A 14,791-nucleotide genomic window follows, 5' to 3' on the forward strand; every position below is an offset into this window, starting at 1 on the left:
GTGGCGACCCGAACCACCCAGACCGCTTCGCACTGGGGCGTCTACGACGTCGTGACCGACGAGCAAGGCGCCATCGTCGATACCGTGCCGTTCCATGCGGACCCGTATCCGGCCAGCTTCGTGCGGGGCCTGCCGGAAATCGTGCGGGGGCCGCTGCGGATCGACCAGCCCTACGTGCGGGCCGGCTACCTGCGCCACCGCAACGGCCAGGGGCGCGGCGGCGACGCGTTCGTGCCGGTCGGCTGGGACCAGGCCCTGGGCCTGGTCGCCGACGAACTGGCCCGGATCAAGTCCGAGCACGGCAACGAGGCGATCTACGGCGGTTCGTATGGCTGGGCCAGCGCCGGCCGGCTGCACCACGGACCCAGCGTGCTCAAGCGTTTTCTGGGGCTGCACGGCGGCTACGTGGACAAGCGCGGCAACCACAGCTTCGGAGCCGCGCTGGGCATCATGCCCTATGTCCTGGGGCGCTCGGACATCACCAATCTCGTGGCATCGTGGCCGGAGGTCATGGCCTCGACCGAACTGATGGTGATGTTCGGCGGCGCCGCCCTGAAGAACACGCAGCTCGATCCCGGCGGCGCGGTGGTGCACGACAACCCTGACTGGTACCGGAGTACCGGAAGCGGCGGGCCATTGTTCGTGACCATCAGTCCCTCGCGCGCGGACCAGCCGCCCGCGTCCCGCTCGGAGTGGATGCCCATCCGGCCCCATACCGATACCGCGATGATGCTGGGCATCGCCCATACGCTGGCCTCGGAAGGCTTGCACGACCGGGAGTTCCTGGCGCGCCATTGCGAAGGCTACGAGCGTTTCGAAGCCTATCTGCTGGGCCGCGAGGGCGGACTGCCCCGCAGCGCCGACTGGGCGGCGGCCATCACCGGCGTGCCGGCCGGCGACATCCGCGCGCTGGCCCGTAGGATGGCGGCCAGCCGCACGATGGTGAACCTGAGCTGGTCGGTGCAGCGCGCCGATCATGGCGAGCAGCCGGTGTGGATGCTGGTCACCCTGGCCGCGATGCTGGGGCAGATCGGGCTGCCCGGCGGCGGTTTCAGCATCGGCTTCGGCGCGGTCAACGGCATGATGGCGCCGCGCGTCGAGGGCATGCCGCGCCCGACGCTGCCGCTCGGGCCCAACGCGGTCAAGACCTATGTGCCGGTGGGCCGCATCGCCGACATGCTGCTGCACCCCGGCAAGCAGATCGAATGTTTCGGCCGGGCCATCACCTTTCCGGACATCCGCCTGGTCTATTCCATAGGCGGCAACCCCTTCCATCACAACACCAACCTGAACCGCTTCCTGCGCGCCTGGCAAGCGCCGGAAACGGTCATCGTCCACGAACCTTGGTGGAATCCCGCCGCCCGGCATGCCGACATCGTGCTGCCGGCGACCACCACCATGGAGCGCAACGACATCCTGGCGCACGAGAACTCCCCGTACTGGCTGGCCATGCGGCAGGTGATCCCGCCGGTGGGGCAGGCGCGCAACGACTTCGACATCCTGGCCGAGGTCGCCGGACGCCTGGGTTTCGAGGCGGCCTATACCGAAGGGCGCGACGAGATGGGCTGGCTGCGCCACATGTACGCGGTCGCGGCCGCCAAGGCGCGGGAGTCGGGCTACGCGCCGCCGGAATTCGACGCGTTCTGGCGGGCGGGGCAGTTCGCCTTTCCCCAGCCCGAGACCGGCTGCGTCCTGCTGGACGATTTCCGGCGCGACCCCGAGGGCCATCCGCTCGCCACGCCGTCGGGCAGGATAGAGCTCCATTCGCGCACGATCGAAGGCTATGGCTACGCGGATTGCCCGGCCCATCCCGCGTGGCTGGAACCGGCCGAATGGCTGGGCGGCGCGCAGGCCGCGCGCTATCCGCTGCACCTCCTGTCCAACCAGCCGGCTACCCGGCTGCACAGCCAGCTCGATCCGGCGCAGGCCAGCCGCGCGAGCAAGGTCGCCGGGCGCGAGCCCATCTCCCTGCATCCCGACGACGCGGCGGCGCGGGGCATCCGGGAAGGCGATGTGGTCCGCGTGTTCAACGACCGCGGGGCCTTCCTGGCGGGGGCCGTGCTGGCCGGGCACCTGATGCCGGGCGTTGCCCAGATCGCCACCGGTGCCTGGTACGACCCGCTGCAGGGCGGCGAGTCCGGTTCGCTGGACAAGCACGGCAATCCGAACATGGTGACGCTCGACAAGGGCACCTCGAGCCTGGCGCAGGGTTCGATGGCGCAGACCGCGCTGGTCGAGGTCGAGCGTTTCGACGACGCGCCGCCGGTCACGGCTTTCGTGCCGCCGGCGGTGCGGCGGGCCTGATCGGGGCCGGGGCAGGGCGTAGAATCGGGGGATCCACCCTTAGGCTGTCGATTCATGAATGCCCCCGCTTTAGCCCCCTCCCTGCGCCGTCCGGTGCCCCAGGCCTGTCTCGATGCGCTGGCCGCCCGTTTCGGCGACCGCCTGTCGCTGAACGCGTCCGTGCGGGAACACCACGGCCGCGACGAATCCCCCTATCCGGCCGTGCCGCCCGACGCCGTGGTGTTCGCCGAGAGCACCGATGACGTGGTGGCGGCGGTCCAGGCCTGCGCCGCGCATGGCGTGCCGCTGATCGCCTACGGGTCGGGTTCGTCGCTGGAAGGGCATGTGCTGGCGATCGAAGGTGGTATCACGCTGGACGTGTCCCGCATGAACCGGGTCCTGTCGGTCAATCCCGACGACCTGACCGTTACCGTGCAGGCCGGCGTCACGCGCAAGCAGCTCAACAACGAGATCCGCGATACCGGACTGTTCTTCCCCATCGACCCCGGCGCGGACGCTTCGCTGGGCGGCATGGCCGCCACGCGGGCGTCCGGGACCAACGCGGTGCGCTACGGCACCATGCGCGACAACATCGTGTCCCTGACGGTGGTCACGGCCCAGGGCAAGGTCATCCGCACGGCTCGGCGCGCCAAGAAGTCCTCGGCCGGCTACGACCTGACCCGCCTTTTCATCGGCAGCGAAGGCACGCTCGGCATCATCACCGAGGTCACGGTACGCCTGTATCCCCAGCCCGAGGCGGTCTCGGCGGCGGTCTGCAACTTCCCCAGCGTGGACGCGGCCGTGGCGGCGGTCATCCAGACCATACAGATGGGCGTCCCGGTCGCCCGGGTCGAACTGCTGGACACCGCCACCGTCCGCGCGCTGAATCTCTACAGCAAGCTGACCCTGCGCGAGACGCCGCTGCTGCTGTTCGAGTTCCACGGCAGCCCGGCGGGGGTCGAAGAGCAGGCCACGACGGTGCAGGAGATCACGCGCGAGCACGGCGGCATGGATTTCGAATGGGCCGTGCATCCCGAGGACCGCAACCGCCTCTGGGCGGCGCGCCACAATGCGTATTTCGCGACCCTGCAATTGCGTCCCGGTGCCCGCGCCTCCAGCACCGACGTCTGCGTGCCGATTTCCCGGCTGGCCGACTGCATCCGGGAAACCAACGCCGACCTGGCCCAGGCCAGCTTCCCGACCTGCGTGGTCGGACACGTGGGCGACGGCAACTTCCACGTGCAGATGCTGCTGGACCCGGACAGCCAGGCCGAATGGGCCGAAGCCGAGACCATCAACCGCCGCATGGTCCGGCGCGCGCTGGACATGGACGGCACCTGCACCGGCGAACACGGGGTGGGCCTGCACAAGATGCAGTTCCTGGCCGAGGAACATGGCGAGGACGCGCTGGCGCTGATGCGGCAGGTGAAGCAGGCCTTCGACCCTTTGAATATCCTCAATCCCGGGAAGATATTGCCCCCCCCTACGCGCTGACGCGCGCCCCCCAGGGGGCCGACGGCGGTGGACCGGCGGAGCCGGATCCACCGTGTCGTGGTCTGGGTGGGGTTGTCTTGGTGCGGAGCACCGCATTCTTGCTTTGATCCTGGGCGCTGCGGATCCGGCTTTGCCGGTCCGCCAGCGCCGCCCCAAGGCGGGTCCCGGCCCCCTTGGGGGGCTGCCGCGTAGCGGCTGGGGGCCCACCACTCTGGGCGCCCGAAGGGCGTAGGGGGGGGTAATCCCACTATTGGGGAAAGCGGGGGCAGGCTATCTTCAGAAGTTACTGGAGATGTGCATGAACGCCCCAACAGAAATCGGGCTGGACCCGATCGCGACCGAGCGCCAGGTAGAGGTGGTGCAGGCATTGCGCGATGTGCTTCCCAACTACTGCGTGCTGTTCAGGGAAGAGGACACGCGTCCTTACGAGTGCGACGGCCTGTCGCTGTTTCGCCAGGTACCCATGGTCGTGGTGCTGCCGGAAACCGAAGAGCAGGTGCGGCAGGTCCTGCGGTTGTGCAAGCGGATGGGCGTGCCGGTGGTGGCGCGCGGCGCGGGTACCGGATTGTCGGGCGGGGCGACGCCGCATGCCGAGGGTGTGCTGCTGGGCCTGGCGAAGTTCAACCGCATCATCCAGGTCGATCCCGAGGCGCGCCAGGCGGTGGTGCAGCCGGGCGTGCGCAACCTGGCCATTTCCGAGGCCGCGGCGCCCCACGGGCTCTACTACGCGCCCGATCCCTCCAGCCAGATCGCCTGCACCATAGGCGGCAACGTGGCCGAGAACTCGGGCGGCGTGCATTGCCTGAAGTACGGCCTGACCGTGCACAACGTGCTGGCGGCGCGTGTGGTCACGATGGACGGCGAGGTGCTGGAGCTCGGTTCGTCGGCGCTGGACGAACCCGGCCTGGACTTGCTGTCCATCATCGTCGGCTCCGAGGGCATGCTGGGCATCGTGACCGAGGTCACGGTCAAGCTCATCCCGCGTCCGGCCGTGGCGCGGGTGGTCATGGCCAGTTTCGCGTCGGTCGAGGCGGCCGGCGACGCGGTGGCCCGGGTCATCGCCGCCGGCATCATTCCCGCCGGGCTCGAGATGATGGACCGGCGCGCCGTGCACATGGTGGAGCCCTTCGTGTGCGCGGGCTACGACCTCGACGCCGAGGCCATCCTGCTGTGCGAATCGGACGGCACCGAAGAGGAAGTGGCCGACGAGATCTGCCGGATCGAATCGCTGTTCGCCCAGTGCGGCGCGACGCGCCTGCAGGTTTCCTGTTCCGAGGCCGAGCGGCTGCTGTTCTGGGCCGGCCGCAAGAATGCGTTTCCGGCGGCGGGCCGGATTTCTCCCGACTATTACTGCATGGACGGAACCATCCCGCGCCGCTGCCTGGGGCGCGTGCTGTCGGCCATTGCCGAGATGGAGCACAAGTACGGCCTGCGCTGCGCGAACGTGTTCCATGCGGGCGATGGCAACCTGCATCCGCTCATCCTGTTCGATGCCAATGACATCGACGAGGTCGAGCGGGCCGAGCGCTTCGGCGCCGAGATCCTGGAGCTGTGCGTGGAGGTCGGCGGCACCATCACCGGCGAGCATGGGGTGGGGGCCGAGAAGATCGACCAGATGTGCGTGCAGTTCGCGCGCGAGGAACTGGACGTCTTCTTCGGCATCAAGCACGCCTTCGACGCGACCGGCCTGCTCAATCCCGGCAAGGCCATCCCGACGCTGGCCCGGTGCAACGAATACGGACGCCGGCATGTGCACCGCGATGCCATCCGTTTTCCCGAAATCCCCCGCTTCTGATTCCCATCCATGGACGTTCTGTTATCCGATCTTCGCGCCCGCGTGCTGATGGCCCATGTGGGCCGCAAGTCGCTGTACATCCGCGGCGGCGGCACCAAAGGCTTCTACGGGCTGCCGGTGGACCACGATGCCGTGCTCGACCTGTCGCCCTACGCGGGGGTCATCGACTACCAGCCCAGTGAGCTGGTGCTGAGCGCCAGGGCGGGTACACCTCTTGCGCAAGTGGAGGAGATGCTGGCGGAGCAGGGGCAGATGCTGGCGTTCGAGCCGCCGCATTTCTCGGACGGCGCGACGCTGGGCGGCTGCATCGCGACGGCGCTGGCCGGGCCGCGCCGGGCCAGCGCCGGTTCGGTCGGCGATTTCGTGCTGGGCGTGCGCCTGCTGGATGCGCAGGGGCGCGTGCTGCGTTTCGGCGGCGAAGTCATGAAGAACGTGGCGGGCTACGACGTGTCCCGCCTCGTGGCCGGTTCGCTGGGCACGCTGGGCGCGATCCTGGAAGTGTCGTTGAAGGTGCTGCCGCGGCCCGCCTGCGAGGCCACCCTGCGTTTCGAGCTGGACGAGGCCACGGCGCTGCGCCGGATGAATGCCTGGGGCGGCCAGGCGCTGCCCATCAGCGCCACGGCCTGGAGCGGCGGCGACGGTGCCGGGTGCCTGACCGTCCGCCTGTCGGGCTCCGGCGCCGCGATCGCCGCGGCGCGCGCGGCGCTGGGCGGCGAGGCGTTGGCGGACGACGAGGCCGGGGCATGGTGGCGGTCGCTGCGCGACCATACGCATCCCTTCCTGGCCGCGCGCACTCTGTGGCGCTTGTCGGTGCCTTCGGTGACCCGGCCGCTGGGCCTGGGCCCCACGCTGATCGAATGGGGCGGCGCGCAGCGGTGGCTGTGCGGCCCGCAGCCCCCCCAGCGCGTGCGCCAGGCGGCCGCGCTGGCGGGCGGGCATGCCACGCTGTTCCGCGCCGTGTCGGTGGACGAGGCGCGGGCGTCGGGCGTGTTCCATCCGCTGTCGACGCCCGTGGCCGCCATCCATCGGCGCCTGAAGAACGAATTCGATCCGGAAGGGGTGTTCAACCCCGGCCGCATGTATCCCGACCTCTAGACACGAACCACCCATTCCATGCAGACACGGTTGACGGAGTCGATCAAGGACACCCCCGATGGCAGGCAGGCCGAGGCCATCCTGCGCAAGTGCGTGCATTGCGGGTTCTGTACCGCCACCTGCCCCACCTATCAGGTGCTGGGCGACGAGCTGGACAGCCCGCGCGGCCGCATCTACCTGATCAAGCAGATGCTGGAGGGCGGCGAGGTCACGGCCAGCACCCAGCTGCATCTGGACCGCTGCCTGACCTGCCGCAATTGCGAGACGACCTGTCCGTCCGGCGTGGAGTACGGGCACCTGATCGATATCGGTCGCCGCCTGGTCGAGACGCGCGTGGAAAGGGCGCCCGGCGACCAGCTCAAGCGCGCGGTGCTGGGCCGGATGATGGCCACGCCGGCCTTCGGACTGGCCATGAGGCTGGGGCAGGCGCTGCGCCCGCTGCTGCCGTCCGCGCTGGCGGCCAAGGTGCCGCCGCGGCGGCCGGCGGGTCCGGTGCCGCGGCGCCGCCACGAGCGCCAGGTGCTGATGCTGGCGGGCTGCGTGCAGCCGTCCATGATGCCGGCCATCGATGCGGCCACCCTGCGCGTGCTCGATGCCGTGGGGATCTCGGCATCGGTCGCGGCGGGGTCGGGCTGCTGCGGGGCGGCGCGTTTCCACCTGAACCAGCAGGCGGCGGCGCTGGCGCAGATGCGCGCCAACATCGACGCCTGGTGGGCCGACATCGACGCCGGCCGGATCGAGGCCATCGTGATGAACGCCTCGGGCTGCGGCGCCACGGTGCGCGAATATGCGCACCACCTGCGCGACGACCCGGCCTATGCCGGCCGGGCGGCGCGGGTGTCGGGCATGGTGCGCGACATCGCGGAGATCCTGGCGCCGCACGCGGGCGAACTCGCGCCGCGACTGGCCGGCCGGCTGGCCGCGCGGCCGGTCTTCCATCCGCCGTGCACGCTCCAGCATTGGCAGGGTTTGAGGCCGCTGGTCGAACGCCTGCTGGCGGACCTGGGCTTCGCGCTCCGGCCGTTCGCCGAAAGCCATCTATGCTGCGGATCGGCGGGAACCTACTCGGTGCTGCAGCCGGAAATAGCCGGCGAACTGCGCGACCGCAAGCTGGCCGAGCTGGACAAGGCCGATCCCGATCTGATCCTGTCGGCAAACGTCGGCTGCCTGGCGCATCTGCAAGGCGGCACGGCGACCCCGGTCATGCACTGGGTAGAAGCGGTCGACGCCGCGTTGTCCGGCAAGCGGGTCAACGGCTAGCGGGCCGCGCCCACATCAGCCGCAGCTCGTCCAGCAGCTTGACGGCCGGCTGGGGAAGAATGCCCTTGGTGCGGCGGAACACCATCAACCGGCGTTGCAGGACCACGCCGGGGATGGACAGGGCGTCCACCAGCCCGGCGCCGCGCTCGGCCTCGAACATGGGGTGCGGCATCCAGCTCAGGAAACCGGCGTGGGCCACCATGCTCTTGATGGCGATGATGGAGCGCGTCTCCACCACGATGTCGGGCGGAGGCAGGCCGCGCGAGGCGAACAGGTGCATGAGTTCGTCGAACGGCGCCGTGCCGCGCGGCGGCAGCACCCATTTGTGGCCCTGCGTGTCTTCCAGCCGCAGCCGCGCGCGCTTGCGCAGCGGATGCGTGGACGCGGCGATGATCTGGCTGGTGTCGTGCCATTCGCAGTCGGGGATCACGCAGATGTCGGTCGTGTCCGGCATCGACACGCCGATGACGAGATCGATGTCGTGGGTCAGCAGCGCGTCGGTCAGCAGATCGCCCACGCCTTCGACCAGGTGCACCTGCAGGTTCGGCCACTGGGCCAGCACGCGACCGATGGCCATGGGCAGCACGAGGCTGACCGCGCTGGCCACCGCGCCGACGCGTATGGTGCCGCGCGAGAGGCCGCGCAGCGCGTCGATTTCCTCGGTGGCCTGTTCGGCCTCGCGCTGCAGCAGCGTGGCGTGGGGCAGCAGGGCCTGGCCGAAGCTGGTCAGCATCATGCCGGTCGCGTAGCGCTCGAACAGCGGGGCGCCGATCTGGTCCTCCAGCCGGCGGATGGTGCGGCTCAGGGCGGGCTGGGTGATGTTGAGCGTTTGCGCCGCCCGGCCCAGCGTGCCGTGCTGGACCACGGCCAGGAAGGCGTTGAGTTGGCGTATGTCGAAGGTCATGCCAAAAGGTAATGACTTTTTCCTGAAAAAGCAATGTTCAGGCAAGGGTGTGCTCGCCATACTCTCGGGATTCGCCGGGCCCCAGCCCGCACCCACCCCTCCGCGGAGACGACCCCCATGACCACCGTCCGCGAAGCCGTGCTCGACCTGCTGCGCGCCTTCGACATGACCACCATCTTCGGCAACCCGGGATCCACCGAGCTGCCGCTCTTCCTGGATTTTCCCAGCGACTTCGACTACGTGCTGGGACTGCACGAAGGCGTGGTGGTCGCCATGGCCGACGGCTACGCGCAGGCCCGCCGCAACGCCTCGTTCATCAACCTGCATTCGGCGGCCGGCGTGGGCAATGCCATGGGCACCATCTTCACCGCCTACAAGAACCGCACGCCGCTGGTCATCACCGCCGGCCAGCAGTCGCGCTCGATCCTGCCCTTCGATCCCTTCCTGCATTCGGCGCAGGCCACCGAATTGCCCAAGCCCTACGTGAAATGGAGCTGCGAGCCGGCGCGGGCCGAGGACGTCCCGCTGGCGATCGCGCGCGGCTACTACATCGCCATGCAGCCGCCCTGCGGCCCGGTGCTGATCTCGGTGCCGGCGGACGACTGGTCGCGTGAATGCGAGCCGGTTCAGGCGCGCCGGGTCGGCAAGCTGCTGCGGCCCGATCCCGATGTCATGACCGAGATCGCCGGCGCGCTGGACGCGGCCCGGCGTCCGGCCTTCGTCATCGGTGCGGCCGTCGACCGCGACGGTGCCTGGGACGACGTGCTGCAACTGGCCGAGCGCCACAAGGCCGGCGTATGGGTCGCGCCCATGTCGGGCCGCTGCGGCTTTCCCGAGGACCATCGCCAGTTCATGGGCTTCCTGCCCGCCATCCGCGAGAAGATCGTCTCGATGCTGGGCGGCTACGACTGCATCTTCGTGATCGGCGCGCCTGCCTTCACCTATCACGTCGAGGGCTTCGGGCCGCACCTGCCGTCCGGCGCGAAGCTGGTCCAGCTCACCGACGATCCGCAGGTCGCGGCCTGGGCGCCGGTGGGCACCGCGGCGGTGGGCAGCATCAGCCTGGGCGTGCGCGAACTGCTGGCACGGACGTCGCCGCCCGTCCGCGAACTGCCGGCCCCGCGGGCGCCGCTGCCGCGCGCCGAGCCGTCCTCGCCCATGTCGGTCGCGTACGTGCTGCAGACGCTGGCCGAGGTGCGCGATCCCGCCTCCATCGTGGTCGAGGAATCGCCCAGCGCGCGGCCGGTCATGCACAAGTACCTGCCCATGCTGCAAAGCGAAACCTTCTACACCATGTGCAGCGGCGGCCTGGGCTACAGCATGCCGGCCGCCGTGGGCGTCGCGCTGGCCAAGCCGCAGAGCAAGGTCATCGGCCTGATCGGCGACGGCTCCAGCATGTACTCCATCCAGGCGCTGTGGACCGCGGCGCAGCTCAAGCTGCCGATCACCTTCGTGATCCTGAACAACCGGCGCTATGCTGCCCTGACGGAGTTCGCCCCCACCTTCGGCTTCAAGCCCGAGGATCCGCTTGCCGGCACCGACCTGCCCGATCTCGACTTCGTGTCGCTGGCGCGCGGGCATGCCTGCCAGGGCATCCGGGTGTCGGATCCCGCCAGGCTGGCCGATGTGCTGCGCGAAGCGCTGGCATCGCCGGTGCCCATCCTGGTGGACGTGGAAATCGCCTGATTCCGCCGTCACTATCCCCATTCTTCCAGAGCAGGAGACTGACATGAAAACCCTGACCATGCTGATCGACGGCCAATCCGCCGAGGCCTCCGGCAAGGCCACCTTCGAGCGCCGCAATCCGCTCGACGGCTCGGTCGCGACCCGGGCACCGGCCGCGGCTCCCGAGGACATGACCAAGGCGGTCGACGCCGCCGCGCGCGCGTTCACGAGCTGGCGCGAGACCGGCCCGGGCGAGCGCCGGGCGCTGCTGCTCAAGGCCGCCCAGGCGCTCGAAGCCAAGGGGCCGGCTTTCATCGAGGCGATGGCCGCCGAGACCGGCGCATCGGCCATGTGGGCCGGCTTCAACGTGCACCTGGCGGCCGGCATGCTGCAGGAGGCCGCGGCGCTGACCACGCAGATCAGCGGCGAGGTCATCCCGTCCGACGTGCCGGGCAGCCTGGCCATGGCCGTGCGCCAGGCTGCCGGCGTGGTGCTGGGCATCGCGCCGTGGAACGCGCCCGTGATCCTGGGCGTGCGGTCGCTGGCCGTGCCGCTGGCCTGCGGCAACACGGTCGTGTTCAAGGGCTCCGAAGTGTGTCCCGCCACGCATGGCCTGATCGTCGAGGCGCTGAACGAAGCAGGCTTTCCCGCGGGGGTGGTCAACTTCGTCACCAACGCCCCGGCGGACGCGGGCGCGGTGGTCGAGGCTGCCATCTCGCACCCCGCCGTGCGCCGGGTGAACTTCACCGGTTCGACCCGCGTGGGCAAGATCATCGCGCAGACCTGCGCCAAGTATCTCAAGCCCGTCGTGCTGGAACTGGGCGGCAAGGCGCCGCTGGTGATCCTGGACGACGCCGACCTGGACGCCGCGGTCAACGCCGCCGCCTTCGGCGCCTTCGCCAACTCGGGCCAGATCTGCATGTCCACCGAGCGCATCGTCGTCGACGAGAAGATCGCCGACGAATTCGTCGCGCGCTTCGGCGCCAAGGCCAAGTCGCTGCCGCTGCAGGATCCGCGCAAGGGACCCGCGGTCCTGGGGTCAGTGGTCGACATGGCCACCGTCGAGCGCTGCAACGCCATGATCGACGACGCGCTGGCCAAGGGCGCGGTGCTGGTGTGCGGCGGCAAGGCCGAGAACACGCTCATGCCCGCCACCATCCTCGATCGCGTCACGCCCGACATGCGCATCTACGGCGAAGAATCCTTCGGGCCGGTCAAGGCGGTGGTGCGGGTCGATGGTGTCGAGGCCGCCATCGCCAGCGCGAACGATACCGAGTACGGCCTGTCCTCGGCCGTGTTCGGGCGCGACGTGGCGCGCGCCATGCAGGTGGCGCGGCGCATCGAATCGGGCATCTGCCACGTCAACGGCCCCACCGTGCACGACGAGGCGCAGATGCCGTTCGGCGGCGTCAAGGCCAGCGGCATCGGACGTTTCGGCGGCAGCGCCGGCATCCATGAGTTCACCGAGCTGCGCTGGATCACCGTGCAGACCACGCCTCGCCACTATCCGTTCTGATCGCCCCGCGCCGGCCGTCCGCTGCGGTCGGGCGAGGCGCGGGCATCCGTGTTCGTTCATGACAAAACAGGAGACAGACATGAACCGTCAAGCAGGCAAAGCGGCCCTCGCGGCCAAATGGAGCGCGCTCGCGCTGGGATGCGCGGTGGCCTTCGGCGCCATGGCGCAGTCCTATCCGACCAAGCCCGTGAAGGTCGTGGTCAACTTCCCGCCGGGCGGTGCCGCCGACCAGATCGCGCGCGCCATCACCGGCCCCCTGCAAGAGGTGCTGGGCCAGCCCGTGGTGGTCGAGAACAAGGGCGGGGCGGGCGGGAACATCGGCGGCGAGGCGGTGGCCCGCTCGGCGCCCGACGGCTATACCCTGCTGATGAGCTCCGGCGGCATGGTGTCGGTTAATCCGTACATCTATCCCAAGATGTCCTTCGACCCCATCAAGGATCTCGCGCCCGTGGCCGCGGCCGCCAAGGTCAAGGTGTTCCTGGTGGTCAAGCCGGGCAAGCTGCCCACCGACGTCAAGTCGTTCATCGACTACCTGAAGGCCAATCCCGGCAAGCTGACCTACGGCACGCCGGGCAACGGCAGCTCGCCCCACCTGGCCGCGGAAATGTTCCAGAGCCAGGCCGGCGTGAGCGCCGTTCATGTCCCGTACCGCGGCGCGGCGCCCGCGCTGGTGGACCTGCTGGCCGGGCAGATCGACTTCGCCTTCGACCCGGGCATCGCCATGCAGCACGTGAAATCGGGCAAGCTCAACATGCTGGCCGTGGGCAGCCTGACGCGCTCGCCCATGTTTCCCGACGTGCCCACGCTGGACGAGGCCGGCCTGAAGGGCTTCGATGCCGATACCGTGTTCGGGTTCTACGCGCCCGCCGGCACGCCCAAGGACATCGTCGCCAAGCTCAATACCGAGATCAACAAGATCGTGAGCACGCCCGCCTTCCGCGAGCGCCTGGTGGCCCTGGGCGGCGACCCCGCGCCGATGACGCCCGAGCAGTTCCACGAGCGTGCCGAATACGATGCCAAGCGCTTCGGCGCCATCATCCGGGACCGCAAGATCGTCGGCGATTGACCGCCTCTTCCGCGCCCGGCCTGGCCGGGCGCGGCGGTGGCGGCACCTCGGTGGGAATGGATCTTCTTGATTATTAAATAAGAACAAGTATCATTATCATTAAGATCCATAAAAGCGGGGCGGGCGATTCTCCATGGATGCCGTCAACACTTCACCGTCGCCTCAGTCCATATCGACGCTGTACAGCGAGAACCAGCGGTGGCTACAGGACTGGCTGCGGCGCAAGCTGGGCGATACGCACATGGCCGCCGATTTCGCCCAGGACACCTTCCTGCGGATACTGGCGGGCGTGGCGAAAGGGCAGTTGCCGGTGCTGCATGAACCGCGCCACTACCTCGTCACCATCGCCAATCGCGTCATGGTCGACCATTTCCGGCGCCAGGCGCTGGAGCGGGCGTGGCTGGACGCGCTGGCGCTTGCTCCCGAACCCGTCCAGTTCTCGCCCGAGACGCAACTGGCCGCGATCGAAACGCTGTGCGAGATCGACGCGATGCTGCAAGGGTTGGGCGCGAAGCCGCGGCAAGCCTTCCTGATGTCGCAGCTCGAGGGACTGGGCTATGCCGAGATCGCCCTGCGCCTGGAGGTCACGGTAAGTTCCGTCAAGAAGTACATGGCTCGTGCAACGGAGCAATGCCTGCTCTTCCTGGTGCGGGCGGGCGAGTTCTCCACGTGACGGTGGCCGGCCCGGCGGGTGCCGTTTCCGCCCCTCGTCTGCTGGCGCTGCGCGAGGCCGCGCAATGGCATGCGCAATTGTGCGCGGAACCGCCGGATGCCGCGCAGCGCGAACGATGGGCCCAATGGCACGATGGCAATGCCGACAACAAGTGGGCCTGGGACCAGCTCGAACGGCTGCAACGCCGGTTGGGCAGCGTGCCGGGCAAGATGTCGGCGGCGGCGCTGGACCTGGCCGGATCGCGGGCAGGCAGCCGCCGAGCCATGCTGCGGGGCCTGGGCGGGCTGGCCATGCTTGGCGGGGGACTGCTGGTGGCCCGGCAGCCGGTGTTTTCCAGCGCCGACTATCAGGCGGCCAAGGGCGAGATCCTCCCCCTCGTGCTCGAGGACGGCACGCGTCTGGTCCTCGACAGCCAGGCCGCCGTCGACGTCCGTTTCGACGCTACCCAGCGCCTGGTCTGGCTGCGGACCGGCAACGTGCTGGTCGAAACGGCCGCCGATCCGGCGCGGCGTCCGTTCCGGGTCGGGACCCTCCATGGCCTGGCAACGTCGGTCGGGACACGCTACACCGTCCGGCTGGAGGCGCGCGTCACGCGGGTCGCCGTGCTCGAACATGCGGTCCTGCTGCATCCCGCCCGGGCGTCCGCGCCGGCGCGCCTGATCCACGCGGGGCAGGAGGCCGTCATGTCGGAGCGGGAAGTCCAGGCAGTGGCCCGGGCCGATCCCGCGCGAGCGCTATGGGCCAAGGGCGTGCTGGTCGTTTCCGACTGGCCGCTGGGCGACGTGGTCGCGGAGCTGGCCCGTTACCGCCCCGGTTGGCTGGGCTGTGATCCGGCCGTCGCCGGCTATCGGGTCTCCGGCTCGTTTCCCCTGAAAGACAGCGATGCCGCGCTGGCCGCCCTGCGGCGCACCTTTCCGGTGGAGGTCCGGCGCCGGACCCGCTATTGGACGCGGATCGTCCGCCGCTAGCGGGCCGCGGCCTTTTTTTCCGGGTGATTGTCCTTTTGAGCGCGTTCGTTCGACTCCCTATCAGGAGCACGT

The 14,791-nt window shown here is 69.4% G+C and carries 11 protein-coding genes; 10 read left to right on the top strand and 1 reads right to left on the bottom strand.

All coding sequences use genetic code 11. The annotated features are described in order from the left end of the window. The 5 genes from EGT29_RS06395 (at position 1) to glcF (ending at position 7,927) form a co-directional block, all read left to right on the top strand. Positions 1 to 2,304 (top strand): molybdopterin-dependent oxidoreductase, encoded by a 2,304-nt coding sequence (locus EGT29_RS06395; protein WP_124688231.1) that lies wholly within the window; start codon positions 1 to 3, stop codon positions 2,302 to 2,304. Between the two features lie 54 nt (positions 2,305 to 2,358). Beyond that, complete coding sequence (locus tag EGT29_RS06400; RefSeq protein WP_124688232.1) at positions 2,359 to 3,777, top strand: FAD-binding oxidoreductase; 1,419 nt, start codon at positions 2,359 to 2,361, stop codon at positions 3,775 to 3,777. Positions 3,778 to 4,075: 298 nt separating this feature from the next. Next, the gene (locus EGT29_RS06405) at positions 4,076 to 5,572 is read left to right on the top strand and encodes an FAD-linked oxidase C-terminal domain-containing protein (protein WP_124688233.1); all 1,497 of its coding nucleotides are present in this window, start codon (positions 4,076 to 4,078) and stop codon (positions 5,570 to 5,572) included. A gap of 9 nt (positions 5,573 to 5,581) precedes the next feature. Continuing rightward, positions 5,582 to 6,667: a glycolate oxidase subunit GlcE gene (gene glcE / locus EGT29_RS06410; protein WP_124688234.1), complete on the top strand. Its 1,086-nt coding sequence runs from the start codon at positions 5,582 to 5,584 to the stop codon at positions 6,665 to 6,667. An 18-nt stretch (positions 6,668 to 6,685) separates the two neighbouring features. Next, positions 6,686 to 7,927: a glycolate oxidase subunit GlcF gene (gene glcF / locus EGT29_RS06415; RefSeq protein WP_124688235.1), complete on the top strand. Its 1,242-nt coding sequence runs from the start codon at positions 6,686 to 6,688 to the stop codon at positions 7,925 to 7,927. Here glcF and EGT29_RS06420 read toward each other — a convergent pair. Then, complete coding sequence (locus EGT29_RS06420) at positions 7,917 to 8,831, bottom strand: LysR family transcriptional regulator (protein ID WP_238160310.1); 915 nt, start codon at positions 8,829 to 8,831, stop codon at positions 7,917 to 7,919. The two genes, glcF and EGT29_RS06420, sit on opposite strands and share 11 nt — an antisense overlap. Before the next feature lie 117 nt (positions 8,832 to 8,948). Between EGT29_RS06420 and mdlC the strand changes: the two genes are divergently transcribed. The 5 genes from mdlC (at position 8,949) to EGT29_RS06445 (ending at position 14,719) form a co-directional block, all read left to right on the top strand. After that, on the top strand, positions 8,949 to 10,517 hold the full coding sequence (gene mdlC, locus EGT29_RS06425; protein ID WP_238160311.1) for a benzoylformate decarboxylase: 1,569 nt from the start codon (positions 8,949 to 8,951) through the stop codon (positions 10,515 to 10,517). A gap of 43 nt (positions 10,518 to 10,560) precedes the next feature. Beyond that, positions 10,561 to 12,012, top strand: coding sequence for an aldehyde dehydrogenase (locus EGT29_RS06430; RefSeq protein ID WP_124688238.1), 1,452 nt, complete (start codon positions 10,561 to 10,563; stop codon positions 12,010 to 12,012). A 79-nt stretch (positions 12,013 to 12,091) separates the two neighbouring features. Next, positions 12,092 to 13,078, top strand: a complete 987-nt coding sequence (locus EGT29_RS06435) for a tripartite tricarboxylate transporter substrate binding protein (protein ID WP_124688239.1) — start codon at positions 12,092 to 12,094, stop codon at positions 13,076 to 13,078. A 133-nt stretch (positions 13,079 to 13,211) separates the two neighbouring features. Continuing rightward, the gene (locus tag EGT29_RS06440) at positions 13,212 to 13,751 is read left to right on the top strand and encodes a sigma-70 family RNA polymerase sigma factor (protein WP_124688240.1); all 540 of its coding nucleotides are present in this window, start codon (positions 13,212 to 13,214) and stop codon (positions 13,749 to 13,751) included. After that, positions 13,748 to 14,719 carry a FecR domain-containing protein gene (locus tag EGT29_RS06445; protein WP_161567717.1) on the top strand — a complete coding sequence of 324 codons (972 nt, stop codon included), beginning with the start codon at positions 13,748 to 13,750 and terminating at the stop codon, positions 14,717 to 14,719. Before EGT29_RS06440 ends, EGT29_RS06445 begins: the two co-directional genes overlap by 4 nt. Positions 14,720 to 14,791: the final 72 nt, after the last annotated feature.

Origin of the sequence: Pigmentiphaga sp. H8, from assembly GCF_003854895.1 — a bacterium.
Lineage (GTDB): Bacteria > Pseudomonadota > Gammaproteobacteria > Burkholderiales > Burkholderiaceae_B > Pigmentiphaga.

What these genes read in the sequence shown, in the direction of transcription:
- EGT29_RS06400 (WP_124688232.1), top strand. Translation starts at nt 2,359, where the DNA reads ATGAATGCCCCCGCTTTAGCCCCCTCCCTGCGCCGTCCGGTGCCCCAG.
- EGT29_RS06405 (WP_124688233.1), top strand. Translation starts at nt 4,076, where the DNA reads ATGAACGCCCCAACAGAAATCGGGCTGGACCCGATCGCGACCGAGCGC.
- glcE (WP_124688234.1), top strand. Translation starts at nt 5,582, where the DNA reads ATGGACGTTCTGTTATCCGATCTTCGCGCCCGCGTGCTGATGGCCCAT.
- glcF (WP_124688235.1), top strand. Translation starts at nt 6,686, where the DNA reads ATGCAGACACGGTTGACGGAGTCGATCAAGGACACCCCCGATGGCAGG.
- EGT29_RS06420 (WP_238160310.1), bottom strand. Translation starts at nt 8,831, where the DNA reads ATGACCTTCGACATACGCCAACTCAACGCCTTCCTGGCCGTGGTCCAG.
- mdlC (WP_238160311.1), top strand. Translation starts at nt 8,949, where the DNA reads ATGACCACCGTCCGCGAAGCCGTGCTCGACCTGCTGCGCGCCTTCGAC.
- EGT29_RS06430 (WP_124688238.1), top strand. Translation starts at nt 10,561, where the DNA reads ATGAAAACCCTGACCATGCTGATCGACGGCCAATCCGCCGAGGCCTCC.
- EGT29_RS06435 (WP_124688239.1), top strand. Translation starts at nt 12,092, where the DNA reads ATGAACCGTCAAGCAGGCAAAGCGGCCCTCGCGGCCAAATGGAGCGCG.
- EGT29_RS06440 (WP_124688240.1), top strand. Translation starts at nt 13,212, where the DNA reads ATGGATGCCGTCAACACTTCACCGTCGCCTCAGTCCATATCGACGCTG.